Consider the following 24,245-nt stretch of genomic DNA (forward strand, 5'->3'; position numbering starts at 1 on the left):
CGGCTGGAGAGGGCGCAACTATGAGACAGTCTACACACCGAGGGACGAGCGCTTGCGAGAGAGTCGATCATTTGAGTGACAGCGAGTACCACCAGGTACTTTCCTCAGACCGGCGGCGAACGACGCTCGAAGTGCTCGCCGAACGGACGACCCCGGTCGATCTGGAGGGCCTGGCGGTGGCGGTCGCCACTCGGGAAAACGACGCGGACGACGTCGCCGACGCGGTCGTCACGCAGGTCGCATCTACACTCCACCACATTCACCTTCCGAAGCTGGCCCGTTTCGGTGTGGTGGAGTACGACGCGAACGCAGCCCGTATCGAAACCTGACCGCGAAACCGCACCTGACGGAATACTAGCGGTCGCTTTAGCCGACTGGTTCGCGATCGATCTGCTGGAAGGGCGTGAATTCTCCGTCCCCCGGATCGCTGGTGAGGCGAAACCGGGAACGCGACGTGAGAGACTCGCACTGAAAACGTCCTCTGGACCTCGCAGGCCGGATTTGGCGGCTTCTGGCGGAGTCTACTATCCTGGTGAGATGCGGGGGTTACTCCATCCGGTATCGGGCTTACCGCGGGAAAACTGGCTGATAACAAAATAGTGACGGCGTCTGTGTCTCCCTATGGCGTACCAGGTAGACTGTAGCGAAGGGGACGGTTTCATGATCAAGTCCGAGGACGAGCAAGAGGTCGTCGAACACGTGAAAGCGCACGCGAAAGAGAAACACGATATGGATCTGAGCGACGACGAGGCGCGCGACATGATCCAGTAGGCCTGTCCGAGGCGGCGAGCCCAGCGCGATACGGTAACCGACCGGGAACTGAACGAATCCCCGACCCGGCGTCTCTGATTCGACGAGGCTCCGCAGTCCGGCTCGCGCTTCTCGAAGTCACTCGTTGTGGAGCGGACGCTATCGCCGCTGATTCACCGAGCGCTAATCCGCCGGTTCGACCGCGGAACTGGTCGAGGTTCCGTGCGGCGTCGCTCCTCCGTCTCTCGCACGTCGATGTCGACAGGCGGCGGTCGGTTCACTCGCCGGGCGATGCCTGCATCGCCGCTATGGTCCAGATGCCACAGGGCGGGATGTCGGTGCGCGACGCGTTCTGCGTCGCCTGGACGTGCGGACTACCGATCCACGATCCAGAGTACCGCCGACAGCGCGGCGGCGGCCCCCAGCGACGCCGCCAGCAGACTAAACGCCGCCCGGAACCCGACCGTCTCCGAGAGGTAGCCGACGACGGCCGGGGAGACGGCGCCAGCGCCCATCAGCAGTGTCCGGACGACGCCGAAGCTCCCACCGCTGATGGCGTCGGGGATGACCGCCATCAGGTAGGCGCCCCTGACCGGCCGATAGCCGTGGGCGCCCAGACCGAGGGCGACGACGGCCGCGCCGAGAACCAGTGGGCCACCGGTCGCCGAGAGCGCCAGAATCGCGACCATGCCCGCCGTCGCGACGCTGATGGTGAGGACGATGACTGGCAAGGCACCGACCCGGTCGCTGGCCTCGCCGGTCACCAGCTGGATCAGGCTGACGACGAACAGCGCGCTGAACAGCAGGTTCGAGAGCGCCACCGAGAGGGCCGTCTCGCTGGCCAGGTACAGCGGCAGGAAGGCGACCGCACCGTTGTAGGCGAACGAGAACAGCAGCGTCACGACGACGAAGGCGGTGAACCGCGGTTTCCGGAACAGCGAGACGTAGGTCCGGAATGACGTCGTTTCGGAGCCGTCGTCGTCCGCTCGCCCCGCTGTCGCCTCCGAACCGGCCGCGTATCGCTCGTCCCCGGTCGCGTCCCCGGTGAGATAGCGTGGGACCCGAACGGCGACGGCGACTGCCAGCCCCGCGCTCGCGAGCCCGCCCGCGAGGAACAGCGTCCGCCAGGGCGCCCCGAGGACCGGCGGGAGTGCGGCGACGACCACCACCGCCGCTGGCGCCGCGACGCCGCCGAACGTCCCGAACGTGTCGAACACGCCGAGGACGCGCCCGGTCTGGGCCGGATACGTCCGCGACAGGAGGCGCACGCCGACGGTCTTGTAGGCGCCCGTCCCCGCCCCGATCAGGAGCATCGCGGCCGCCAGCACTGCGAAGGGCGAGTCGACGACCAACACCAGCGCGCCCGCGGCGGTGACCAGCGACCCCCCGACCAGGACCCGTACCGACCCCCGCCGGTCGGCCAGCACTCCCGTGGGGAACTGGGCCGCCGCGTAGACGAGCATGAACCCGGTGAACGCCGTCCCGAGCACCGTCCGCGAGACGCCGAATGTCTCCCCGAGCGTGCCGAACAGCGGCGGAAAGGCGTAGCGCAGGAACTTCCCGAGGAACCAGACGAGCGCGGCCAGGACCAGCGGTTCGAACCGACCGACCCCGCCGAGTCGCCGACTCACCATTCGGATGGCTCCCCCGGTTTCGCCACTGGCACCCGTGGCTCGGCAACGCTCGACGTCGTCTCGGCGGTCGACTCACTCACGTGCGTGTTCAGGGATGGCCGCCTCGGGCGGAAATAGCTTCGATTTCGGTGCGGCGTGTTCCGACGGTGCGGTCTCGTTGCGTTGTCCGACGTCGGCGAACCACGTCGTTGAAATCGCTGCCGACGGGAGTACGGGTATGACCGACGACCACGAGGAGGAGACGCCCCGGGAGACGTTCGACCACGACCCAATCGGGCACGCGCAGGTCGGCGGCGGCATGACCGTGGGCGAACTCGCCGACGAGTATGGGAAGGCGGGCATCGGCGCCGCAGACCTGCACGAGGCCGTCGACATCACGGCCGAGATGTTCGACGACGACGTCACGACCTTTCTGGGCCTCGCTGGGGCGATGGTCCCCACCGGGATGCGCCAGATCGTCGCGGACCTCATCGCCGACGGGCACGTCGACGTGCTCGTGACCACGGGGGCGAACCTGACCCACGACGCCATCGAGGCCATCGGCGGCAAGCACCACCACGGCGCGGTCCACGAGGAAGGGAAAACCGAGCGAGAACACGACGAGCGCCTGCGGGACGAGGGCGTCGACCGCATCTACAACGTCTACCTCCCCCAGGAGCACTTCGCGCTGTTCGAGAACCACCTCCGGAGCGAGGTCTTTCCGGCCCTGGAGGCCGAGTCACAGGAAGAGGGCGCGGTCTCCATCCAGCGCCTCACCGAGGAACTGGGTCGGGCCAACTCGGCGGTCAACGAGGCCGAAGACGTCGACGAACACCAGGGCGTGGCGGCGACGGCGTACGAACACGACGTCCCGATCCACTGCCCGGCGGTCCAGGACTCGGTACTGGGCATCCAGGCGTGGATGCAGTCCCAGGTCACCGACTTCACGCTCGACGCGCTGGCCGACATGACGCCGCTGTCCGACATCGCGGCCGAGGCCGAGCAGACGGGCGCGTTCGTCGTCGGCGGCGGCGTCCCGAAGAACTACGTCCTCCAGACGATGCTCGTCTCGCCGGACGCCTACGACTACGCGGTCCAGTTGACGATGGACACGCCCCAGACCGGCGGCCTGTCGGGCGCGACGCTGGAAGAGGCCCGTTCGTGGGGCAAACTGGAGAAGGCGGCCCGCAACGCATCCGTCTACGCCGACGCGACCATCACGCTACCGCTTGTCGTCGCTGCAGCGAGAGAGAAGATCGAGTCGTAATCGACGGTCCGCTAAGTGCGGTCCCGCTCAGAGCATCCCGCGGTCCTGATTCTCGTCGCCCAGTTTCGCCCGGAGCGCGTCGACCGCGCCGTAGCGAACGGCCAGCGAACCCGCGACCAGAACGACGCCGGCGATCGAGAGTGCGATAGCGACGTCACCGACCGTCCCGATCACGCGTCCGGCGATGCCGACCAGCACGTCCATCGCCTGTCGCTGTTCGGCGGGGACCTCGGCGGCCATCGACTGGAGGCGGGACCGGGCGAGTTCGACGGCGACGACCGTCGGCACGCCAGCAGCCAGCAGGCTGAAGCCGGTGTCCGAGGCGACGGCGGCGACCGAGCGCCGGATGGCGTAGAGCAGCCCGACGAGCGCGAGAGCGACGACGGGGAGAACGAACGCGAGTCGGTCGAGCCACTGGGCGCCGGTGCGGGCCTGTTCGAAGCCCTGCTGGTCGGCACCAGTCGCGTTCTCTGTCAGGTCGACGCGGTCGGGCATCTCGGCGGCCAGCCGGGCGTCGGCTTCCGCGGCCGCGACGGTGGCCAGTTCGGCCCGGTCTTCCGAGAGGTTCGACTGGAAGGACTGGTAGGACTCGTTCGTCGTGAGGCCGTGGACGACGGTGTTCTGGACCGACGCGGTGGCGGCTTCCAGCTCTGTCTCCGCGGTGGCCGGATCGGTCGTCCCCTGCTGGCGGACGATATCGATCTGGTCCTCGACGGCGTCGTCGATCTCGTCACCGCGCTCGTGCTCGATGTACTCGCGGAGTGCGACCCGGATCTCGGGTTCCCGCTCGGCGACCATCCGTTCTTTCTCTGCCTCGGTGTAGTCGCGGGGGTCGTAGTCCTCGATGACCAGCCCGAGCAGTTCGTCGTTGCTCGCCCGCTCGAAACCACGGTCGACCGCCTCGTCGAGGACGCGCTCACGCACCGTTTCCCGGAACTCGGCCTTCGTGGCCTCGTAGCTGCTCTCGTTGGCGGTCAGGCGCGCCAGCGTCGAGGCGTTGACCGGGCCGTCGAGGTCGGCGTCGCTCTGGCGGAGAAGGTCCGCGAGCGAGGCGTTCCGGAGTTCTCGCTCGACGCCCGCCGAGAGGTTCTCCCGGATCGGTCCGGTCGCGACGGAGAGGTTCAGCGTCTCGCTGTCCCCATGGAGATAGGCGTAGGCCCGGTCGACGTTGGCGTTGGTCTGGGCGGCGACGTACTCCTCAGAGACGGCGTCGGCGAGGAGTTCGCTCGTGTTGACGGGCCCGGTCGCGCCGGCCGGCGCGGCGCTCACGGCCGCGTCCTCGATGGCGGTCTCGACGAAGGCGTAGCCGCCCTCCTCCTCCATGCTGGTGGTGACGAACTCCGGGTCGAGCACGGTGAGGTGGGCCGCGGCGACGACGTTGGCCGTCACCAGCGTGGTCGTGAGCAGGAGCGCGACGAGGACGACGGCGAGTCTCCGCGCCAGGCTCACGACGACACCTCGCCGGGCCGGGGCTGTCGGACGGGCGATCTGTCGGTCAGTGAGACGGTGAAAGTCACAGACGGCATACGGATTTGCTACCACTCACGTACCGGACGCCTTAGCCTTGACGCCCGACTATCAGCAGAGAGAACAGCGGGCCGGACGAGGGACCGCCGCCGGCGTGGGGCGTCTGGCGTGCGTGTGTCACTCTCAGGCGCTCCCGGTCGCTTTGACAGCGTTTAAGCCCGCGATCCCCCGAGAGGTGCCAATGAGTTTCGACATCGGACTCGTCGGCAAGCCCTCCGTCGGCAAGTCCACGCTGTTCAACGCCGCCACGATGAACGACGTCCCGGAGGGGGCCTATCCCTTCACGACCATCGACCCGAGCGTCGGCGAGGCGTACGTCCGCGTCGAGTGTGCCGCCCCGGAGTTCGACCACGAGTGCACGCCCAACACGGGCTACTGCGACGATGGCGTCCGGTTCGTCCCGGTCCGCCTGGTCGACGTCGCCGGCCTGGTCCCCGGCGCCCACGAGGGCCGCGGCCTGGGCAACCAGTTCCTCACCGACCTGAACGAGGCCGACGTGCTGGTCCACGTCGTCGACTTCTCTGGCACGACGGACATCGAGGGCGAGGCCACCGAGGGCCACGACCCCCGCGAGGACGTCGACTTCCTGGAGAACGAACTCGACATGTGGTACCTCGACGTCCTGGAGAAGGGGATCGAGCGGTACCGCTCGGGCTACGAGGGCGAGGAGAAGGCCATTGAGGAGGATCTCGCCACCCAGATGAGCGCCTTCCGGACGAACGAGGACGAGATCAAGCAGGTCATCCTCTCGCTCGACCTGGCACTCGACCCCGACGAGTGGGACGACGAGGACAAGGAAGCGCTCGCCCGGGAGATCCGCAAGCGCACCAAGCCGATGGTCGTCGCGGCCAACAAGATGGACACCCCGGAAGCGAAGGCGAACTACGAGGAGATCACCAGCGACCCGGAGTACGACCACCTCTCCATCGTCCCGGTGAGCGCCCACGCGGAGAAGGCGCTCAAGAACGGCGACGAGCAGGGCGTCCTCGACTACCGGCCGGGCGACGACGACTTCGAGGTGACGGCCGATATCCCCGAGGAGAAGGCCGCCGGCCTCGAACAGGTCCGCGAGTTCGTCGACGAGTTCGACGGCACGGGCGTCCAGCAGGTCGTCGAGACGGCGCTGTTCGACGAACTCGACGCCATCGCCGTCTTCCCCGGCGCGCGCAAACCGAAAGACGACGGCACCTTCCTCCAGGACTGCTTCGTCCTCGAGGGCGGGTCGACGGCCGAGGACTTCGCGTACTTCCTCCACACCGACATCGGCGACGGGTTCCTCCACGCGCACGACGTCCGGTCGCGACGACAGGTAGCCGCCGACGCGGTGCTCGACCACCGCGACGTGGTCGAGATCACGACGACGAACTAACCCAGCCCGCGACAGGCCCTGATCCGGCCGAAATCTTCCATCGCTCATCGCCCGAAAACCGGACGTAGACGCCTGCTGTCTGCGATTAACTCGATTCCGAGTCCGCAGAGATTTATGTGGTCCGGGCGACAAGGTGTCGATGATGCCGCAGATATCGGTGTCCGACAGCCTGTACCGACAGATCGAAGACGCGACCGACGGCCAGGACACGGAGGAAGCGATGTGGCAGATGCTCCACCTCTTCCAGCGCGGTAACAACCCCTCGGAGTGAGCGCCGCTCCGCGGTGACGTCGTCGCCCTGGCCCTTCGGCGAGTCCCGCTCCCGTTCTCGTTTCGCTACGCCGAGCCGTCGCTGACAGTCGAGAAGCGGTCTGACGTGCGGGTCACCCGACTGTCCAGTCGGACCGGCGACCCCGGTACTTTTGTCCGCCCGACAGCATCGAACCCGCATGCAAATTGCGGTGATGGGCGCCATCAGCCTCTTCCTCGTCGCGGCACCGGTCGTCGCGATATACTGGTTACTCGAGTGGGCGTACGACGGCCGGAAGACCGCCGTCTCGTTTCGGGCGTTTCGGGCCTGCTACGCCGTCGGCGGGGTGACCCTCGTCGCAGCCACGGTCGCCATCCCCCTCTCGATTCGCGGCGCTCTCGGAACCGGCCCGGCCGTCCTCGCGCCACTGCTCCACGTGGTCGACTGGATTCTCCTCTTCGGGCTGGGATTCCTTGTCGTCGCCCTCGTCGCCTACGCGGTCGCCGCCCGGCGGTCCTGACCGACCACGAGTTTAAATCCGATGGCGACGAATCCGTTCGTAGCCAATGTCGTCGGAGCCGTCGTTCACAATTCCCGCCCACCCGGAACGCCACTTTCCCAGGCGGGGGGCTCTCGAATACGAGGGCGAGACCGTCTTCCGCCTGACGCCGGAGAGTGACCTCACCGGGCCCGACCTGGAGTCGCTCGTCGAGACGGTCCTCGCCGACGGGCCCTACCGGGCGGGCGACTTCCTGGAGTTGCCGCTGGCGCTGTGGCTCGTCCGCGACGACGACACCGCCGACGTGTTCCGCGTCTCTATCCGCGACGGCTCCGTCCGGTTGCACGTGCTCCCGTCGACGGAGTCGGCCGGCCTGCGCCGCTTCTACGACCGACTGGTCGACAGCAGCGGCTGCGACTGGCGCGTCCGCTGTCGGACTGACCTGGCGTGAGGAGTGGCCCTGCCGCGCTCACTTCGGCCGCACGTTTATCAGTAAAGACGGGGCCAGCAGCGCCTATGCCCTGAGAAGTCGCCGCGGAGCGGTCCGCGGGTGTGCGACGACCCGCTTCGCGTTCGCCGGAAGACTCACTTCGTTCGTCTTCTGAGCCCTGTGTCGTTTCACTCCACAGGATGCAGTCCGTCGCCTGTTCGCTATCGAATCGGCTGGGCGCTAGTCGATCGGGTCATCTCCAGATCCGTCCGCCGCCGCGGGCGTCGGCGTCGAGACCGGGCGCTCACCCGCCGTCTCGCCGACGACACGCCGGTCCGGGAGGGCCGGGTCGGGCTCGCGACCGAGGGTGAGCAGCCGTTCGGTGAGGGTGAGCTCTTCGTCGCCGGGGTTCGGCTTCTCGATCTCCTCGTACTCGACGGCCACGCCCTCCGGTTCGGCCGCGATACGGACGGCACAGAGCTGGTAGGACGGGTAGAACACCGGCGGGAGGACGCCGATGACGCCGTCGCGGCGGTGGAGCCGCTTCAGCCACGTCCCGGTGTTGACCAGTAAGCGTCCGTCGACGGTCTGGACGTTCGGTCGGTGGGTGTGCCCGTAACAGTAGACGGCGGTCTCCGAGCGCTCGTCGACGATGTCGCGGACCCGCTCCGCGTAGGGCGCCTCGGCGTCGACGGTCAGCGCCGTCTCGAAGACGCCGAAGCGCTGGATGGTCTTGCGGGCGTCCCGCCGGATGAGATACAGGGGGATGCCGACGAGCACCAGCAGCCCCGCGACGGCGACGTTGACCGAGAGCAGGAACCAGAGCGCGGTGCCGGCCATCCCGAACTGGCCGAGGAACGCCTCGGCCTGGTCGACCGGCATCGACCAGACGCCCGCCAGGTCGAGTCCCGCCAGCACCGCCAGCAACGCGCTGACGTTGAACAGGAGCAGGAACGGCACCAGCGCGTACCGGAGGACCGGGTTCATCTCGCGGTAGAAGTACTTCGAGAGCAGCCAGGCCGGCATCCGCTCGGTCGGCGTGACGGCCTGGACGTCCTTCAGCCAGTTGTACCGGCCGCGGTCGGAGAGCTGACCGGCCCTGCTCGTCACCAGCGTGTTGTAGTAGTACCCCAGCGGCGTCGCGTGGGGACTGCCCCAGTCTTCGATCTCGTTGTTGGGGTCCTGCTGGTGGCCGTGTTCGAAGTGGATAACCTGGTCACCGACGGGCCTGGTCATCGACTGGGCCTGCACGAGGTTGACGTTGTACGCGGCGAAGCGCTCGACGTACTGGTCGTAGGCGGCCAGTTCGTGGTCGTGGTTGCCGGGGAGCAGCGTAATCGGGATCGACTCGCCGGTGGCACGGAGCTGGTCGAACAACTGGGGGTACCGGTCGACGAGGACGTCGAACTTCGCCGGCCCGTCGATGGCGGTGAACTCCCAGAGCCCGAACGCGTCGCCGTTGATTATCAGTTCGGCGTTCTCGTCGGTCGTCTCGAGTCGCTCCAGGAACTCGAGCAACTCCTCCAGGAACTCGACGTGTTCGAGTTGCTCGTCGCCGCCGATGTGCAGGTCGCTGATGACGTAGTACACCGGATCCTCGCCGTCGCCGCCGTCGGCCATTGCGTCCGAAGTCTGGACCATTCGTGAAAGCTGTTGGTCCCAACTGTTTGGGGCCGTATACCGATCGGTCGGCGCTCGCGCGGATAGATGTGACGGCACGACGCCGACGTCCTGTCGGACGAGCCAGACAAAGCGTCTCGACCCGGCGGCGCTTCCCGCTCCAAAACGGTCTTGACGCCGCTCCCCCATTCCCCCACCATGACCGTCTCTCGCGAAATCGAACTGGAGGGCCACATCATCGACTCGGGGATGATGCAGGCCGCCTTCGGGATCGTCATGGACATGGGCGGCTCCTTCTCCGTCGAGGAGTTCGACATCGGCCGCCACAAGACCGAGTCCTCCTACGCACGACTCCTCGTGGAGGCCGACGACGAGGAACAGCTCCAGTCCATCGTCCACGAACTCCACCAGAACGGCGCGAACCCGGCCGACCCCAAGGACGCCAAACTGACGCCCGCGCCGGGCGACCAGGTCGTCCCGACCGGCTTCTACTCGACGACCAACCACCCGACGTTCATCCGCTACGAGGGCGAATGGGTGGCAGTCGAGGACGTGGAGATGGACTGCGCCGTCGTCGTGGAAGATGGAGACGATCCCAGAGCGTACACGAAGGTCCTCAACGCCGTCGAGGAGGGCGACCTGATCGTCACCGGCGAGACCGGCATCAAGGTCGAGCCGCCCGAGCGCCCCCGCGACAAGGAGGGCGCCTTCGGCTTCATGCAGGGCGGCGTCTCCTCGGAGCGCCCGTCGGTCTCGACCATCCACCAGATCGCCGACGCCATCGAGGAGACCAAACAGGAGGGTGGGAAGGTCCTGGCCGTCTGCGGCCCGGCGCTCATCCACTCCGGCGCGCGAGAGGACCTGGCCCGCCTCGTCGACGAGGGCTTCGTCGACATGCTCTCGGCGGGCAACGGCTTCGCCGTCCACGACCTCGAACGCGACCTCTACGGCACCTCGCTCGGGATGGACACCGAGAGCCTCGACCACCCCCGGAAGGGCCACAAGCACCACATCTATACCATCTCGGAGATCATCCGCGCGGGCGGCATCGAACCCGCCGTCGACGACGGCCTCATCGAGTCAGGCGTGATGTACGAGTGCGTCACCAACGACGTCCCCTTCGTGCTGGCCGGATCCATCCGCGACGACGGCCCGCTCCCTGACACCATCACCGACGCCGTCGAGGCCCAGGACGCCATCCGCGAGCAGGCCCACGAGGCCGACATGGTGCTCATGCTCTCGACGCTACTGCACTCCGTCGCCGTCGGGAACTGCCTCCCCTCGACGACCAGGGTGGTGTGCGTCGACATCAACCCCGCGACCGTGACGCAATTGCTGGACCGCGGCTCCGCGCAGGCCGTCGGGATGGTCACCGACATCGGGACGTTCGTCCCGATCCTGGCGGAGAGTCTGCTGGAGGAGGCGTAGGGCGGCGCGCCCGCAGGGCGCGCTGCCGGACAGCGCAGCGGCGATCAGCGGTCGGATCGATCGATGAGCCGGAATGTGCAAGCAGGTGGAGTATGCCGGCCCGGCTCCTACCCGGGTTGCAACATGGCAACTGCAAACGCGGGGACGTTCACGAAGCTCGGCATCGTCTCGACGCTCGTCGACGCGGCGGTGGCGTTCGCCCGGGGCAACCGCCTCGGCGGCGCTGTCCTGCTCGCCGCGGCGGCGCTCTCGTCGAAGATTCCCGGTATCGGCGTCGCGGCGTCCATCGCGTTCCGGATCGTCAAACGGCTGCGATAGCCGGCGACCGATCCCCGACCTCGACCGTCGTTTTTTCCGCCGTCCCGCTCAGACGCCCTCGACGCCGGAGCGGTACTCCGTGACGTGCTCGTGGGCGTCGGCGATCGTCCCGGCGGCGTCGTCGCCAGCGCTGGCCTCCAGGTCGTTGAGCGCGTTCTCGATGCGGGCGAGCCGGCCGTGGTCCGGGCCGCGCTCGGCTTCGGCGAGGTCTGAGAGCTGGCCAGAGAGGCCGTCGAGTCGCTCGGCGTCGTCCTCGTCGTCGGTGCTGTCGGCGGCCGATGCGAGCAGGTCACTCGCGGTCGCGAGTTCGTCGCGCGTCATAGTCGCCAGTACAGACATCGCCAGCAAAACAGTTCGGGTATCGAGCGCGAGGGCGTGGTGGCGCCGGAGACGACCGGACCGCTCGCCTGGGTCCCGGCTGGCTGCCACGTACACTCAAGTCACTCCTGGCTAATACCCGGACATGGATTCGAAACGGTTCCTGTTCGTCTCGGCGGACGCCGCGCTGATCACGGACCTGGCGTGGCAGGTTCACCGAGAGGGCCACGACGTCAAGTACTACGTCGAGTCGGAGCAGGACCGAGAGATCGGCGACGGGTTCGTCCCGAAGACCGACGACTGGCGAGCGGAGATCGAGTGGGCCGACGTCGTGGTCTTCGACGACATCTGGGTCGGTTCGGACGTCGGAACCGGCGAACTGGCGCGCGAGTTGCGGGCGGACGGGACGGCCGTGGTCGGCGGAACGCCGAACACCGACCGGCTGGAGGCGGACCGGGACTACGCCATGTCGGTGCTGGAGGACCACGGCGTCAACACCGTGGAGCACCACGTCTTCCACGACTTCGGTGCGGGGATCCGGTTCGTCCGCGAGAACCCGGCTCCCTACGTGATCAAGCCGCTCGGCGAGGTGCAGAACGTCAAGCGCCTGCTGTACGTCGGCCGGGACGACGACGGGGGCGACGTCGTCGACGTGCTGACGGCCTACGAGAAGGCCTGGGGCCACCGGATGAAGGGGTTCCAGCTGCAGCGCAAGGTCGAGGGCGTCGAGGTGGCCGTCTGCGGCTTCTTCGACGGGGACCGGTTCGTCGATCGGGTCAACTTCAACTTCGAGCACAAGAAGCTGTTTCCCGGGAACATCGGGCCCCAGACCGGCGAGATGGGGACGTCGATGTTCTGGGGGGACCGGAACAGGCTGTTCGCGGAGACGCTCGGGAAGCTAGAGGGGTGGCTCGCCGAGGAGGGGTACGTCGGCAGCATCGACCTGAACTGCATCGTCAACGACACCGGCATCTACCCGCTGGAGTTCACGCCGCGATTCGGCTACCCGACGATCACGCTCCAGCAGGAGTCCTTCGAGTCCTCGACCGGGGAATTCCTCGACGACCTGGCCAACGGGAACGACCCCGACCTGGCGGTCCACGAGGGGTTCCAGGTCTGCGTCCGCGTCGTCCTTCCGCCGTTCCCCTTCGACGACCCGGAGACCTACGACGAGAACTCCCGCAACGCCGCCGTGGTCTTCGAGACCGAGAGCCGAGAGGGCATTCACATCGAGGACGCCAAGAAGGTCGACGGCCAGTGGCGGGTCGCCGGCGAGAACGGGATGCCCCTCGTCGTCACGGGCAAGGGTGAGACCATGCGGGCGGCCAGGGAGCAGTGTTACGGGCGCGTCGAGGACGTCGTCATCCCCAACCTCTACTACCGGGACGACGTCGGCGAGCGCTGGATCGAGGGCGACGGCGACCGCCTCCAGTCCTGGGGCTCCCTCGGACCGGCCTGATAGTGATGGTTGTGACTTTTTCCCGGTGTTCGTCGACCCCGTCACGACGAACATCGGAAATGGCTTACAACCGCCACTATGCGGTGGTCAGATCGGTACCGAGTCGGCCCGGATCCACGCCGGTAACCGCGGTCGTACGGGATCCCACGGCGGCGACCGTGCGTCAGAACCCGAACGCGCGGCGGTACTGGACCGGTCCCTCGACCTCCTCGGTCGCCCCCAGCTTCTCGGCGGCGTGTAGCGCGAAGTAGGGATCGCGCAGGTGTTCGCGGCCGACGACGGCCAGGTCGGCGCGGCCGTTGGCGACGATTCCCTCGGCCTGTTCCGGCGTCGTGATGCCGCCGACGGCGCCGACTGCGATGTCGGACTCCGTCTCCTCCCGGACCCGTTCGGCGAGTCGAAGCTGGTAGTTCGGCCCGGCGTATTCGGGGAAGGAGTCGGGGACGATGCCGCCGCTGCTCACGTCGATCAGGTCCGCGCCGGCCTCGTGCAGTCGGTCGGCGAGGCGGACGGACTGGTCGACGGTCCAGGAGTCGCGGTCGTCGAGCCAGTCGGTCGCGGAGATGCGCACGAAGACGGGCTTCTCGTCGGGCCACACATCGCGGACGGCAGCGGTGACCTCGCGAGTCAGGCGGGCGCGTCCCTCGAAGTCGCCGCCGTAGTCGTCCTCCCGGTGGTTGGTCACGGGCGAGAGGAACTCGTGGAGGAGGTAGCCGTGGGCGGCGTGCACTTCGGCTACTTCGAAGCCGGCGTCGAGCGAGCGCTCTGCGGCGGCGCGGAACGAGTCGACGACCGATTCGATATCGTTCTGGTCCATCGCTCGCGTGGTGGGCGATTCGTCCTCGTAGGGCCAGGCGTTCCCGCTCGGCGACAGGACGTCCCAGCCGCCCTCGTCGGGGGCGACCGGTTCGCTGTCCTCCCACGGCCGGGTCTTCGACGCCTTGCGGCCGGCGTGGGCGAGCTGGATGGCAGGGACACTCCCCTGTTCGCGAACGAACGCCGTCGTCTTCGCCAGCGCGTCGGCGTGGTCGTCGCTCCAGATACCCAGGTCCTCCGGGGTGATGCGCCCCCGTGGTTCGACTGCCGTCGCCTCGCTCATCACGAGGCCGGCGCCACCGACCGCCCGCGACCCGAGGTGGGTGTGGTGCCAGTCCGTGGCCAGCCCGTCCCGGTCCTCGCAGGAGTACTGGCACATCGGGGAGACCATCACGCGGTTCGGAATCGTCGTCTCGCGCAGTTCCAGCGGCGAGAAGAGTGCCGTCATCGGTGGCCGTTGGCGGTACCGGGTGAAGTCCCTGACGGCGTGTACGGTATTCGCCGGTGACGCCACCGGCCGGGCGACCGACACTCTTATTAAAAGCACGAAGTGACTTAATAAGGAATGGGTAGAATGGAGCGATTCGTTGCGACGGAGTCGTCGACCGGCGTCTCGGCGCTCGGTGTCGCCGGCACCGTCCTGCTCGTCGCGCTCTCGGCGTTCGCGGTCACCGCCGGGGCCGAGAAGGTCCTCGTCATCGGCTGGGTCGCCTTCGTTGCCATGGCGCTGGGCGCGTGGCTCGGCGGCCGCGCGAACGAGACCAATCCGCACCGGCTCGTCTGGGGTTACGGACTCGCGAGCGGTGCGATGATAACCAGCGCGGCGATGTTTCTCGTCCCCCAGGCCATCGGCATCGGGACGACCGCGGGCGCCCCCCAGCTCGGCGGGATCGGCATCGCCGTCGGCGTCGTCGTCGGCTACAGTTCGCACACTATCGGCCACCGGCTCACCCACGTCGACGTCTCCTTCGACGTTTCGACGGCGGAAATCGCCGCCCACGCCCTCTCGGCGGGGCTCATCATCGGGCTGGTGTACGGCTCGATGCCGACGCTCGGCCTGTTGCTCGGCCTCGCTATCGTCTCGCACAAGGGCCCCGCGGGCTACGCTGCCGCCCGCAGACTCTCCCGGCGTGGCAAGTCGACGACGGCGCTGCTGTTGCCTGCCGCCGGCGTCGGCATCACGGCGATTCCGACGGCCGTCCTCCCCATCCCCGGGGCACCGGCCATCAACGCCGTCGTCTTCGGCTTCGCCGCCGGCATCTTCCTCCACGTCGCGATGGACTTCCTCCCCAACTGCGAGGCCGGCAGCGAAATCGACGAGGTCTGCTCGCTCCACGAGCACTCCCACGACCTCCTCGACGAGTTGCGGACCCACGCCGTGGGTTCGACCGCGCTGGGCGCTCTCGTCGTCGTCGGGGCGTGGCTCCTGCTGTACTGATCCCGGCCGGACGGGGAGACGACACCGCCTGTTACCTGCCCGGTCCGCTCGTTCACCCGTCGAGTTCCACCTCGAGTGTGTCGCCCCCGTCGCCGTCGTCGAGGTGGTAGGTGACACTCGCCGTCCCGTCGCCGTCCTCGCTCACCGTGTACGCCATCCAGTCGTCGGCGACCGTCAGCGTCTCCGTCTCGCCGGCCCCGACCATCGCACTGACACGCGCGACCGGCGTGTAGGCGACCATCGGCCCGACCCGATTGAGCGCGCCGAGGTAGCGCCCCTCGTGGTCGCTCTCGTTCGTCACCGTGACCTCGACCGTCCTCTCCGTCGCGCCGGCGGACGCGTCCCGCAGGGACAGCGACGCGTTCAGCGTCGGTCGCGGCGCCGAGAGCTGTCCCACCAGGGACTCGTCGGCGTCCCACCCGCCGCCGGGCCACTCGAGCCGCGGCGCGTCGGCCGCCGGGTCGTCGGGCAACTCGAACAGGAGCAAGCCCCGGCCGTCTCCTCCGTCGTACCACTGGTCGTCGCCCCAGTCCGTCCGGTAGAACTCCTCGAGGACCGTCGGCCGCACCTCGCTGTCCCCGTCGGTCCACGCGAAATCGTCCCGGTCGAGGGTTCCACCCTCGACGGCGATGTCCGCCACGACGTACCGGGTGTCCGTCTTCATCACCCCGATGGAATCGGGCGAACTGGGGACGACGTACCCCCACTGGTGGACGACCGACGACACCGTCACCGAGGCTTTGGTCTCCGTCTCAGTCGGGGTGTCGGTCGGCGTGTCGTCGCGGGGCGACTGCTCCGTCGGGAGGTCGCCCGTCTCGTTCAGGGAATCGATGCAGCCGGCGAGCGCCGCGAGCGAACCGCCGACGCTCGCGAGGAGGGCGCGTCGTCGCATACGCTCATCTGTCCGGCGTTTGGGTAAATGTCTTCAGGTCGCTGAAAATCTCTCAGTTGTATCCGCGCCACCGATGACCGCACTCCTTGCACTTGAAGAACCGCGTCGGCGGTTCGTCGGCCGAACCCGTCTGTTTGATCTCGTACCACGCCTCGCCGTGGCCGCAGTCGTCGCAGGTGACGTCCTTGGCGGTCGGCTTTCCCTCGAAGTTGGCGCCCTCCTCCGTCTCGATGAGTTCGTCGCCGGACTGGGCCTCGGTGCTGACGAACGCGTCGGCCTTCTCCTGGTCCTTGGCGACCTCCGCGCCGCAGGACTTGCAGACCATCACGTCGCCGTCGGCGTGCATCATCGATCCGCAGTCGTCGCAGAACTGCATTGTTGATCCCCCTTTGTGCGCCCCCGCTTTTATACTCTCTTCTCGTCCCGCTCGCTTCTTTTGCGAGACGCTCTGGGTGATTCTTCCGGTGTCTGGGGGCTATGGGTTGAACAGTTAGTCCATCTGATCGTCACTGAAAGAAACGACACCGCCAACAACACTTAGAAAGCCCTCGGCGCGCTCCGGTCCCGCGGACCGACTGCGCTCCTCGCTCCGCTCCGGTGCTTGTCGGCCCGGGGTTCCCGGACCCCGCCTCGCCCTTTCATTCCACCAGGTACGGCACCGCAGCCCTGCCTTTCCCCTGGTCGCGAGAGCCTCGCTCCCGGCCGGGCGGTTGCGGAAGGAAGCGTGACCCGCCGCGGACGCGGCGGGTTCGGGGAGGGGTGGCGGTCCAATCGCGAGCGCCTCTGTGCGCGAGCTACGCGGTTCCTGGAGGACTGAAAGGGCGAGGGGCGGTCGCCGACGTCCGACGACGTAAGCACCGTGGTTCGAGAGAGCGAAGCTCTCTCGTCATCACGAAAGAGCGCGTACGCGCTCTTTCGAACGACAACGAAGTGAGGAGCGCAGCGAGTCGCACGAGGCGAGCGTGCCGAGGGCTTTCGAGGTGTTTGAATTCATGCTCACTGCTGAAACACCAAAATCCACCGATCGCTCAGTCTTTCACCTGAATTGATCGACGCCAACCCGGACCAGATCGAGAACCTCAGCCACTCCGTTCGATCATCCACTCCGTTCGAGTTCCTCGCGCTCGGCGACGACCGGGCAGTCCAGCAGGCGGACGGTCTCCATGTCGAGGAACTCGATAATCTCGGCGGTGTGGTGGTTACAGGAGACGTTCGGCGGCGGGGAGAAGTGCTCGCAGCCCTCGCAAAAGCGGTGTTTCGAGACGTCGCTGTAGCGCCCCTCGTCGGGTACCCCTGGCTCGGCGTCGTCGCCGTCGCTGGCTTCGTCCTCGTCCTCGCCGGTGATCGACTCCCAGACCTGGTCCGGGTCGACGGCGCCCGCGTCGACGCGCTCGAACACGTTGCCGGCACCCTCGAACGCGCTCTCAGAGGGGGTCTCGACGTTCGCGAAGGGGTCGCTGGACTCATCGAAGGTGTCCACCGTGTCCTCGAAGGCGTCCACCGTGTCCTCGAACGAGTCGTCGCCCGCCGTGGAACCGTCCTTGCCCGTCGCTTCGCCGCGGCGGTCTTCGCCCGGTGGCACCCAGGGTTCGTCGACGGGAGCGTCCGGAGTTCCGTCGTCCGCGGGGACGTCGTCGTCGAGTCGCTCGAAGGGGTCGCCGTCACGGTCGGCGGCGTACCCCAGTCGGTCGAACGGGTCACCGGCATCGGCAGAATCCTCCCCCTCGGACGGGTCGTCGGTCATCCGTCGTGGCCCTCGCCGGCTTCGAGCTGTGCGGCCGGGACCAGTCGGGCCTTCTTGCGCAGGATGCCACCGGCCGGGCGGACGTCCGAGACGGTCGCCTGGCAGTGGGGGCACTCCGGCTCGTTGAGCAGGGCGACGTGGACGGCCTCGCCGCAGCGCTCGCAGGTCGCCGTCGAGACGCCCTCCTGTGCCGCAGCGCGTCGGATGCGGTCGACGGCCTTCTCGTGGGCGTCGCGGCCGGCGGTCTCCTCTTTCAGGTCGCTGACGACCCAGGCGACGCGGTTGAGCTTCTCCGCCGCGTCGTCGACGCGTTCGGTCAGCTCCGCGGCGACGTCCGCTTGTTCGTCCAGTCCGTCCTCGACGTCGTCGAGGCGGCCGGCGACGTCGTCGCGGAGCCTCGCGAGGTCGGTCGCGAGTTCGTTCACCCGGGCGTCGAGGGCGTCGACGGCCGCGAGTTCGTCGTGGGTGTGGGCCTTCGGCGCCTTCGCGTCGGTCTCCTGTTTGACCTGGACGACGCGCTCGCGCACGTCGTCGATCTTCGCCTGGAACTCCGCGTCCAGGTCGTCGAGTCGGTCGTCGAGTCGGTCGTCGAGTGCGGCCTCGACGCGGGATTCGACCACGTCGTCGAGCCGGGACTCGACCTGCTCCTCGACGGCCTCGGCGACGGCGCTCTCCACGTCGACGAAGTCGTCTGCGTCCAGCTCCAGCAGCTCCGTCGCGTCGAGCTCGCCGTCGAGCGTCGCGGCGGCGTGGTAGGACGAAAGGATCTGGGCCACGAGCTGGTCGCGGTCCAGCCCGAGCGTCGCGGCCTGCTCGTCGAGCCAGTCGTCGAGCTCCTCGGGGACGTCGATGCCGACGACTGGGTCCTCTCGCGACTCGCTCGCCATTACCATCTCGATTCGGTAGCTACTAGTTAAGGGTTTGCGGCCGATTTCAACTCACGATATCCCCGTCGTCCGATCTGCTCTCCCGTCACCTGATCTTCCGCCTCGTCACCTGACCGACTTCCTCGTCACCTGACCGACTTCCCCGTCACCTGATCTTCCGGACGTCGCTGATGTCGAAGCCGGCGTCGCCGATGTCGGTCTCGAACCTGACGATGTCCTCGTCCTCGATCTGGGAGAGCACCCCGCGGAACTGCTTGACGACGAGAGTCCGCGCCCGCGTCGACCCACCGGACTCCCACTCGAAGTGCATCGTCCCGTCGACGGCCTCGGATAGCTGGCCGAACTCCGTGGGCGTCAGCGTCTCGTGGTTGAGGTGGAGGAGGATGAGCCCGTCCCACTCGTGGGCGGCCTTCTGGAGGCCCTTGACGAGGAAGTTGATGTCCGCCCAGTCGACTTCCTCGGTGCGGGTGGCGATGAGGTCCGACAGCGAGTCGATGACGACGAGGTTGCCCGGCGCGACGTCGCTGAGTGTGGACCCGAGCGCACCGAGCAGGTCCTCCCGGTCGCTCCGCTGGCGGAGGTCGGTTATCGTCCGAGTCTTCTCGGCGTACCACTCACGCGGGACGGGGCTGACGTGGAAGTACCGCTCGGACATGTCGTGAAACTCGACGAGGTCGAGGCCGCGGTCGACGACGTCGTCGTCCATCGCGAGTCGCATCTCTTCGGCGAGTTCGGCCTCGCTGTCGGTGAAGGAGATGTAGTGGACCGCATCGGCCTGGGTCGCCTCTGCGCCCGGTTCGCCGTAGTAGAGGTCGTACAGGTCGTCGCCGACGGTGCCGAGTCCGTTGAGCAGCGCGCTCGTGTGGACGAACTCCCGGGACCCGGCGCCCGCCTCGCCGGCGAGCAAGACGACGCTCCCCGTCGGTGCCCCGCCGTTGACGATGGTGTCGAGCTGGCGGACGCCGAAGGGGATCCGTTCCATGGTCTCCGATGACCGCTCGCTCCGCTTAACGATTCGCCCGCAGCAATCGTCTGTGATAACAGCGACTACCCCAGCGTGGGGCCGTCCCGCACCGTCGCGCCGTCGTTGCGTGGCGTCGCAGTGAGCACGTCACCGTCGACGCCCAGGTCCGAGAGCGCCATCTCCGCGGCGGTCTCGGCGGCGTCGACGTCGCCCCTGGTCGTCAGGCCCCAGACCGCCGGTCCCCAGGAGGACTGACCAGCGCCGGCGACGGCGGGGCTCTGGGTCAGCCGTTCGACGATCCGGCCCGCCGGCGGTCGGTAGACGCCGCCCTGTTCGTCCGCGTACCAGGCGCCGTTGAGTCGACCGAGGCGGGCCGCCGCCCGACCGAACCGACGGTGGTCCCCCTCCGCGGCGGCGGGCAGGAGTTCTCGCGTGAGTACCGCCGCGACGTCGTCTGCGATGCCCGGGTCCGCGCGTTCGACGGACTGGCGCATCCGGCGGTCCTCGTCGGCCCCGCTCGCGCCCGACGCGGCGTCCGGGACGACCAGGACGAACCGCCAGTCGCCGGGGACGTCGTGGCGGGCGACGACCGGTGGGACGGTCCAGGCACCGTTCTCCGGTGGCCGGGAGGTAAATCGCTCGGTCGGGTGACCGCCGTCAACGACGAAACCGCCGGACTCGAAGGTGGCGACGCCGACGCCGCTGCGCCCGCCACGGCCCAGGTCCGGTGCCAGCTCGCGCGGGTCGACGTCGACGTCGTACGCCCGCGCGACGGCCACGAGGGACGCGAGCGCCAGTTGCGTTCCGCTGCCGAAGCCGACGTGGCGGGGGAACCGCTGTGGGACCGTGACCTCGGCCCCCTCCACGTCCAGCGTCGCGACGACGCGCCGGACGTACGACTCCGCGGCCGGGTCGTCACAGCGGACCTCGTCGGCGGGCCGGGCGCTCACCGCCAGTTCGGGACCGTCCAGTGCGACCCCGACCCCGCCGTAGAGGCGCTCGTTAGCGAGCGCGAGGTTCTGGAACCCGAAGTGCAACCGCGCCGCCGTCGTGACCGTGACCATGACCCGGGTTCGGACGGGGATGAAATGAAGGTAGGGCACTCGCCGGCGGCGACCACCGCCCGTGCCGATTCGTCCGGCACCGTCATTTTAAGCCGCTCTGTCCCGGCTAGTGGACTGTGGCCAGAGAAACCGTCAGGAACGTCGCGCTCGCGGTCTGCGGCGTGCTCGCGGTGACGCTCACCGCGGCGACGTTGCCGACGGCGTTCCAGCCCGAGCGGTCCGGTTCGGGCGGGTCGGGCAGTGTCGGCACGGGCGAGGGGGCCGGGCAGCCGTCGTCACCGTTTTCCGTCGGCTCGACCGAGACCGTCGAGATCACGTTCCTGACCGAGATCGCGACGCTGTTCGTCACCGTCGTCGTTCTCGTCGCGCTCTGGTACCTCTTCGTCAACCGGCGACGGGCGTTCCGAATCGCGGTCGGGCTGCTCGCGCTCGGTGCCGTCGGGGGCCTGCTGGCCCAGTTCTTCCGGGCGAACCCGGAGCGCGTCCCGTCTCCGTCCGTGGCGCCGCTGGTCGACAACGCCACCGCTGGGGGCGCCGCCGGCGAGTCGGTGGCCGACCCGTCGCTCCTGTCGCTCGTTGTCGTGGCCGCCCTGACGCTGGTCTGTCTCGCCGCGGTGGTCACGGTCAGGCAGCGGTCTACCGGAACGGCGACGGCTCCGTCCGACGACGACGACCAGTCGACGGCGGCCGCCGCAGTGGGCCGGGCCGCTGGCCGGGCGGCCGAGCGCATCGAGACCGGCGACGACCTCGACAACGAGGTGTACCGGGCCTGGCGCGAGATGACGTCGCCCCTCGACGTCTCCCGCCCGGAGACGACTACGGCGGGCGAGTTCGAGGCGGCGGCCGTCGACGCCGGAATGGACCCCGGCGACGTCCGCGAACTGACCGACCTCTTCGAGGGAGTCCGGTACGGGGGCCGCGACCCCGAACCGGCGGACGAGGAGCGGGCGGTGGCGCTGCTCCGTCGCATCGAGGACCAGTACGCGGAGGTCGAGCCGTGAACCGGTCCGGGCTGCTGGCCGTCGCGGGCGTCCTCGCGTTCGGCCTCGGCCTCGCGACGCTGGCGGTCCCCGGACTGGTCGCACTCGGGGCCGAAGGCGCCGTCCTCGTCGTGGTCGGAGTGCTCGCGCTCGTCCAGCTCGTGCGCGTCGCCCGAGCCCGCTATCGGGGACAGAACCGGCGAGCGGGAACCGCCGACCCCGAATTATCGGCGGACGTCGAGTCCCCGGGCGCGGACCTGGGTGCGGTGCTCGACGCGTTCGACGCAGACGGCTACCGGTACGCCCAGGGCGGCCGCCGTCGGTCGCAGCTGCGGCGGGTGGCGGTCGAGGCGCTGACGCGGTCAGACGACTGTTCGGAAGCCGAGGCCCGCGAACGGATCGCGACCGGGACCTGGACCGACGACCCGGTCGCCGCCGCCTTCCTCGCCGACGACGACGGAGACGACGTTCCCCGCCTGTCCCAGCTCGGGTCCCGTCTCAGGTCCCACCTGCGGTCTCGACTCACCGCCGAGTCTGCCTATCAGCGGCGGATTCGGCGGACGATCGACGCTATCGCGGCCGTGGCAGGGATTTCGTCCGGGCCAGCGGCGACGACGGACAGCGCCGCCGAGTCGCGGTCGCGTCTGGCGGGCCTGCGGCGTCGTCTCACGGGTGACGTGGGGACGGATGACGTCGAGACGGGCGACGTCGAGACGGGAGACCCGCCGTCGGCGTGGGGCGACGTCGGCGAGTCCAGGCGTCGGTCGACCGGGCACTGGCGCGGGGTCAGTGCCGTCGCGCTCGCCGGCATCGCCGTCGGCGTCCTGGCGGAACAGGCGACGGCCCTCCTCGTCGGCGTCGTCGGGATCAGCTACGCGGCCTACGCGCGTTCGACCACGGCGCCCTCGCCGACGCTCTCGGTCGAGCGAACGCTCTCGGTCGAGACCCCGTCGCCCGGCGAGTCGGTCACGGTGACCGTCTCGGTGACCAACGACGGCGACCGGGCGCTCCCGGACCTCCGGCTCGTCGACGGCGTCCCGCCGGCGCTGTCGGTGGTCGACGGCTCACCGAGGCTGGGGACGGCCCTGCGGGCCGGCGAGACGGCGTCGTACGAGTACGCCGTCGAGGCCAGCCGGGGGAACCACGCGTTCGAACCGGTCCACGTGGTCGCTCGCAACCTCGCGGGGACCGCCGAACGCGAGCGGACGGTCTCGCCGGGCGGGACGACGACTATCCGGTGCGTCCCGCCGCTCGAACCGGTCGAGACGGCAGTCCCCGTCCGCAGGCAACCGACGGGGCTCACTGGCCGGGCGAAGACCGACGTCGGCGGCGAGGGGACGGAGTTCTTCGCGACGCGGCCCTATCGCCCGGGCGACCCGCTGCACCGGATCGACTGGAACCGGCGGGCGAAGAGCGGCGACCTCGCGACGCTCGAACTCCGCGAGGAGCGGTCCGTGACCGTCGTCCTCGTCGTCGACGCGTCGGACGGCGCCGCCGTGGGTCCGGAGCCGCGGGGATCGACCGCGATCGACCGGTCCGTCGACGGGGCCCGACGGGCGTTCAGCGCGCTGCTCGACGACGGGAATCGCGTCGGCGTCGCGGCACTCGCCGACGACGACTGCTGGATCCCGCCGGGGGCCGGCGAGGTCCACCGAACCCGCGTGCGCGAACTGCTGGCCACCGATCCCGCGTTCACGCCAGGGGGACGGCCGCCGTCACCGTCGTTCTACGCCTGGTTCTCGCGACTGCGGAGCCGGCTGCCGGGCGACGCGCAGGTCGTCCTGTTCTCGCCGCTCTGTTCGGACGCCGCCGTCCTCGCGGCGACGCGACTCGAAGCGCACGGTTACCCGGTGACGGTCGTGAGCCCGGACCCGACCAGTCGGCGGACCACGGGGAACCGACTCGCCGCGGTCGTCCGGCGGTTCCGGACGGCCGACCTCCGCTCGGGCGGCGTTCCGGTCGTCGACTGGGACTGGGAGGACCCGCTCGCGGTGGCGCTGGCTCGTTCGACCCGGCGGTGGTCGCGATGACGGGCGTCGACCGACGTCCGACGCTGCCGAGTAGCGTCGTCGCCGTCGCCGCCGCGATTCTCGCCTTCCTCATGAGCGGACCGTACGACTGGGTCGCGCTCGCGGCGAGCGGCCTCGGCGTCGCCCTCGTCGCCGGCGGCGTCCTCACCGGGCGGCACGCCCCGGTGACGGCCGGCAGCGCGGGACTGATCGTCGGCGTCCTCGCGGCCGCGGTGGCGAACACGCCGCCGCTGTTCGTCCTCGGCGGGGCAGTCGCCGCCGTGGTGGCCTGGGACGCCGGCGGAACGGCGATCGACCTCGGGAACCAGCTCGGGCGGGGGGCCGGGACGACCAGGCTGGAACTGGTCCACGTCGGATCGACGGCGCTCGTCGGGGCCGTGACTGCCGTCGGGAGCCTGGCGCTGTACCGGACGGCCCTCGGTCGAGCGTCGGTGGCCGTCCCGATGCTCCTCGTGATCGCTGCGCTGTGTATCGCCGTGGCGCTGACGGTCAGTGGCGAATGAGCCACTGCCGGGCCGTTTCCGGCGTCGTCCGTCGTCGCGCGCCCGACGTGGGGACGACGAACACGGTAGTCCGTGTGCT

General features: G+C 68.9%; 25 protein-coding genes. 14 read left to right on the forward strand and 11 right to left on the reverse strand.

All coding sequences use genetic code 11. From position 1 onward, the window contains the following. Nucleotides 1-71: 71 nt before the first annotated feature. Both BM337_RS20965 and BM337_RS05210 read left to right on the forward strand, forming a co-directional pair. Entirely contained in the window at nt 72-329 is a 258-nt protein-coding gene (locus BM337_RS20965) for a DUF7344 domain-containing protein (protein WP_177227180.1), read from the forward strand. A 292-nt stretch (nt 330-621) separates the two neighbouring features. After that, the gene (locus tag BM337_RS05210) at nt 622-771 is read left to right on the forward strand and encodes a DUF1059 domain-containing protein (RefSeq protein ID WP_089814578.1); all 150 of its coding nucleotides are present in this window, start codon (nt 622-624) and stop codon (nt 769-771) included. Between the two features lie 353 nt (nt 772-1,124). Here the strand turns inward: BM337_RS05210 and BM337_RS05215 are convergent, their stop codons facing one another. After that, entirely contained in the window at nt 1,125-2,384 is a 1,260-nt protein-coding gene (locus BM337_RS05215) for an MFS transporter (protein WP_089814579.1), read from the reverse strand. Between the two features lie 217 nt (nt 2,385-2,601). Here BM337_RS05215 and BM337_RS05220 point away from each other — a divergent pair, with 217 nt between their 5' ends. After that, nucleotides 2,602-3,630: a deoxyhypusine synthase gene (locus tag BM337_RS05220; RefSeq protein WP_089814581.1), complete on the forward strand. Its 1,029-nt coding sequence runs from the start codon at nt 2,602-2,604 to the stop codon at nt 3,628-3,630. 27 nt (nt 3,631-3,657) lie between these two features. Here BM337_RS05220 and BM337_RS05225 read toward each other — a convergent pair whose 3' ends face one another. After that, nucleotides 3,658-5,079 (reverse strand): hypothetical protein, encoded by a 1,422-nt coding sequence (locus BM337_RS05225; protein ID WP_089814583.1) that lies wholly within the window; start codon nt 5,077-5,079, stop codon nt 3,658-3,660. Nucleotides 5,080-5,338: 259 nt separating this feature from the next. Between BM337_RS05225 and BM337_RS05230 the strand changes: the two genes are divergently transcribed. The 4 genes from BM337_RS05230 (at nt 5,339) to BM337_RS05245 (ending at nt 7,726) form a co-directional block, all read left to right on the forward strand. Continuing rightward, nucleotides 5,339-6,526, forward strand: coding sequence for a redox-regulated ATPase YchF (locus BM337_RS05230; RefSeq protein ID WP_089814586.1), 1,188 nt, complete (start codon nt 5,339-5,341; stop codon nt 6,524-6,526). Nucleotides 6,527-6,665: 139 nt separating this feature from the next. Next, entirely contained in the window at nt 6,666-6,797 is a 132-nt protein-coding gene (locus tag BM337_RS05235) for a phosphohydrolase (RefSeq protein ID WP_245778612.1), read from the forward strand. A gap of 178 nt (nt 6,798-6,975) precedes the next feature. After that, the gene (locus BM337_RS05240) at nt 6,976-7,296 is read left to right on the forward strand and encodes a hypothetical protein (RefSeq protein ID WP_089814590.1); all 321 of its coding nucleotides are present in this window, start codon (nt 6,976-6,978) and stop codon (nt 7,294-7,296) included. A 46-nt stretch (nt 7,297-7,342) separates the two neighbouring features. Further along, complete coding sequence (locus BM337_RS05245) at nt 7,343-7,726, forward strand: hypothetical protein (RefSeq protein WP_089814592.1); 384 nt, start codon at nt 7,343-7,345, stop codon at nt 7,724-7,726. A 219-nt stretch (nt 7,727-7,945) separates the two neighbouring features. On the opposite strand, the gene BM337_RS05250 is transcribed toward BM337_RS05245, so the two are convergent. After that, a complete protein-coding gene (locus tag BM337_RS05250) occupies nt 7,946-9,325 on the reverse strand; it encodes a metallophosphoesterase (RefSeq protein ID WP_089814594.1) in 1,380 nt (459 codons plus the stop codon). A 198-nt stretch (nt 9,326-9,523) separates the two neighbouring features. On the opposite strand from BM337_RS05250, the gene BM337_RS05255 reads away from it, so the two are divergent. Then, nucleotides 9,524-10,753: an ornithine cyclodeaminase, nickel-pincer nucleotide-dependent gene (locus BM337_RS05255; protein ID WP_089814596.1), complete on the forward strand. Its 1,230-nt coding sequence runs from the start codon at nt 9,524-9,526 to the stop codon at nt 10,751-10,753. A gap of 123 nt (nt 10,754-10,876) precedes the next feature. After that, nucleotides 10,877-11,071, forward strand: a complete 195-nt coding sequence (locus BM337_RS05260; protein ID WP_089814598.1) for a hypothetical protein — start codon at nt 10,877-10,879, stop codon at nt 11,069-11,071. 48 nt (nt 11,072-11,119) lie between these two features. On the opposite strand, the gene BM337_RS05265 is transcribed toward BM337_RS05260, so the two are convergent. Beyond that, a complete protein-coding gene (locus BM337_RS05265; RefSeq protein WP_089814600.1) occupies nt 11,120-11,392 on the reverse strand; it encodes a DUF7553 family protein in 273 nt (90 codons plus the stop codon). A gap of 142 nt (nt 11,393-11,534) precedes the next feature. Here BM337_RS05265 and BM337_RS05270 point away from each other — a divergent pair, with 142 nt between their 5' ends. Then, a complete protein-coding gene (locus BM337_RS05270) occupies nt 11,535-12,848 on the forward strand; it encodes a phosphoribosylamine--glycine ligase (protein ID WP_089814602.1) in 1,314 nt (437 codons plus the stop codon). A gap of 163 nt (nt 12,849-13,011) precedes the next feature. Here the strand turns inward: BM337_RS05270 and BM337_RS05275 are convergent, their stop codons facing one another. After that, nucleotides 13,012-14,112, reverse strand: a complete 1,101-nt coding sequence (locus BM337_RS05275) for an NADH:flavin oxidoreductase/NADH oxidase (protein WP_089814604.1) — start codon at nt 14,110-14,112, stop codon at nt 13,012-13,014. Between the two features lie 126 nt (nt 14,113-14,238). Between BM337_RS05275 and BM337_RS05280 the strand changes: the two genes are divergently transcribed. After that, a complete protein-coding gene (locus BM337_RS05280; protein ID WP_089814606.1) occupies nt 14,239-15,102 on the forward strand; it encodes a ZIP family metal transporter in 864 nt (287 codons plus the stop codon). A 52-nt stretch (nt 15,103-15,154) separates the two neighbouring features. On the opposite strand, the gene BM337_RS05285 is transcribed toward BM337_RS05280, so the two are convergent. From BM337_RS05285 to BM337_RS05310, 6 genes are all read right to left on the reverse strand, one after another. Further along, nucleotides 15,155-15,994 (reverse strand): hypothetical protein, encoded by an 840-nt coding sequence (locus tag BM337_RS05285; RefSeq protein WP_089814608.1) that lies wholly within the window; start codon nt 15,992-15,994, stop codon nt 15,155-15,157. 52 nt (nt 15,995-16,046) lie between these two features. Continuing rightward, nucleotides 16,047-16,370, reverse strand: a complete 324-nt coding sequence (locus BM337_RS05290; RefSeq protein WP_089814610.1) for a transcription factor S — start codon at nt 16,368-16,370, stop codon at nt 16,047-16,049. Between the two features lie 720 nt (nt 16,371-17,090). Then, complete coding sequence (locus BM337_RS05295; RefSeq protein ID WP_089814611.1) at nt 17,091-17,738, reverse strand: DUF8135 domain-containing protein; 648 nt, start codon at nt 17,736-17,738, stop codon at nt 17,091-17,093. Next, nucleotides 17,735-18,625, reverse strand: a complete 891-nt coding sequence (locus tag BM337_RS05300; protein ID WP_089814613.1) for a hypothetical protein — start codon at nt 18,623-18,625, stop codon at nt 17,735-17,737. The genes BM337_RS05295 and BM337_RS05300 overlap by 4 nt, the downstream gene beginning before the upstream one ends. 145 nt (nt 18,626-18,770) lie before the next feature. Next, on the reverse strand, nt 18,771-19,607 hold the full coding sequence (locus tag BM337_RS05305) for an RAD55 family ATPase (RefSeq protein WP_089814616.1): 837 nt from the start codon (nt 19,605-19,607) through the stop codon (nt 18,771-18,773). Nucleotides 19,608-19,672: 65 nt separating this feature from the next. Continuing rightward, the gene (locus tag BM337_RS05310) at nt 19,673-20,653 is read right to left on the reverse strand and encodes a beta-ribofuranosylaminobenzene 5'-phosphate synthase family protein (protein WP_089814618.1); all 981 of its coding nucleotides are present in this window, start codon (nt 20,651-20,653) and stop codon (nt 19,673-19,675) included. A gap of 116 nt (nt 20,654-20,769) precedes the next feature. On the opposite strand from BM337_RS05310, the gene BM337_RS05315 reads away from it, so the two are divergent. Genes BM337_RS05315 through BM337_RS05325 form a run of 3 tightly spaced genes read left to right on the forward strand, consistent with a single transcriptional unit; the run spans nt 20,770 to nt 24,166 of the window. Then, entirely contained in the window at nt 20,770-21,654 is an 885-nt protein-coding gene (locus BM337_RS05315; protein ID WP_089814620.1) for a DUF4129 domain-containing protein, read from the forward strand. Beyond that, nucleotides 21,651-23,663 (forward strand): DUF58 domain-containing protein, encoded by a 2,013-nt coding sequence (locus BM337_RS05320; protein ID WP_089814622.1) that lies wholly within the window; start codon nt 21,651-21,653, stop codon nt 23,661-23,663. The genes BM337_RS05315 and BM337_RS05320 overlap by 4 nt, the downstream gene beginning before the upstream one ends. Next, entirely contained in the window at nt 23,660-24,166 is a 507-nt protein-coding gene (locus tag BM337_RS05325; RefSeq protein ID WP_089815585.1) for a DUF7519 family protein, read from the forward strand. The genes BM337_RS05320 and BM337_RS05325 overlap by 4 nt, the downstream gene beginning before the upstream one ends. Nucleotides 24,167-24,245 lie beyond the last annotated feature (79 nt).

This window comes from Halomicrobium zhouii, assembly GCF_900114435.1.
Lineage (GTDB): Archaea > Halobacteriota > Halobacteria > Halobacteriales > Haloarculaceae > Halomicrobium > Halomicrobium zhouii.

Bases quoted from the DNA above. Each gene is read 5' to 3' on its own strand.
- BM337_RS05210 (WP_089814578.1), top strand. From the start codon at position 622: ATGGCGTACCAGGTAGACTGTAGCGAAGGGGACGGTTTCATGATCAAG.
- BM337_RS05215 (WP_089814579.1), bottom strand. From the start codon at position 2,384: ATGGTGAGTCGGCGACTCGGCGGGGTCGGTCGGTTCGAACCGCTGGTC.
- BM337_RS05220 (WP_089814581.1), top strand. From the start codon at position 2,602: ATGACCGACGACCACGAGGAGGAGACGCCCCGGGAGACGTTCGACCAC.
- BM337_RS05230 (WP_089814586.1), top strand. From the start codon at position 5,339: ATGAGTTTCGACATCGGACTCGTCGGCAAGCCCTCCGTCGGCAAGTCC.
- BM337_RS05235 (WP_245778612.1), top strand. From the start codon at position 6,666: ATGATGCCGCAGATATCGGTGTCCGACAGCCTGTACCGACAGATCGAA.
- BM337_RS05240 (WP_089814590.1), top strand. From the start codon at position 6,976: ATGCAAATTGCGGTGATGGGCGCCATCAGCCTCTTCCTCGTCGCGGCA.
- BM337_RS05245 (WP_089814592.1), top strand. From the start codon at position 7,343: ATGTCGTCGGAGCCGTCGTTCACAATTCCCGCCCACCCGGAACGCCAC.
- BM337_RS05250 (WP_089814594.1), bottom strand. From the start codon at position 9,325: ATGGCCGACGGCGGCGACGGCGAGGATCCGGTGTACTACGTCATCAGC.
- BM337_RS05255 (WP_089814596.1), top strand. From the start codon at position 9,524: ATGACCGTCTCTCGCGAAATCGAACTGGAGGGCCACATCATCGACTCG.
- BM337_RS05260 (WP_089814598.1), top strand. From the start codon at position 10,877: ATGGCAACTGCAAACGCGGGGACGTTCACGAAGCTCGGCATCGTCTCG.
- BM337_RS05265 (WP_089814600.1), bottom strand. From the start codon at position 11,392: ATGACGCGCGACGAACTCGCGACCGCGAGTGACCTGCTCGCATCGGCC.
- BM337_RS05270 (WP_089814602.1), top strand. From the start codon at position 11,535: ATGGATTCGAAACGGTTCCTGTTCGTCTCGGCGGACGCCGCGCTGATC.
- BM337_RS05275 (WP_089814604.1), bottom strand. From the start codon at position 14,112: ATGACGGCACTCTTCTCGCCGCTGGAACTGCGCGAGACGACGATTCCG.
- BM337_RS05280 (WP_089814606.1), top strand. From the start codon at position 14,239: ATGGAGCGATTCGTTGCGACGGAGTCGTCGACCGGCGTCTCGGCGCTC.
- BM337_RS05285 (WP_089814608.1), bottom strand. From the start codon at position 15,994: ATGCGACGACGCGCCCTCCTCGCGAGCGTCGGCGGTTCGCTCGCGGCG.
- BM337_RS05290 (WP_089814610.1), bottom strand. From the start codon at position 16,370: ATGCAGTTCTGCGACGACTGCGGATCGATGATGCACGCCGACGGCGAC.
- BM337_RS05295 (WP_089814611.1), bottom strand. From the start codon at position 17,738: ATGACCGACGACCCGTCCGAGGGGGAGGATTCTGCCGATGCCGGTGAC.
- BM337_RS05300 (WP_089814613.1), bottom strand. From the start codon at position 18,625: ATGGCGAGCGAGTCGCGAGAGGACCCAGTCGTCGGCATCGACGTCCCC.
- BM337_RS05305 (WP_089814616.1), bottom strand. From the start codon at position 19,607: ATGGAACGGATCCCCTTCGGCGTCCGCCAGCTCGACACCATCGTCAAC.
- BM337_RS05310 (WP_089814618.1), bottom strand. From the start codon at position 20,653: ATGGTCACGGTCACGACGGCGGCGCGGTTGCACTTCGGGTTCCAGAAC.
- BM337_RS05325 (WP_089815585.1), top strand. From the start codon at position 23,660: ATGACGGGCGTCGACCGACGTCCGACGCTGCCGAGTAGCGTCGTCGCC.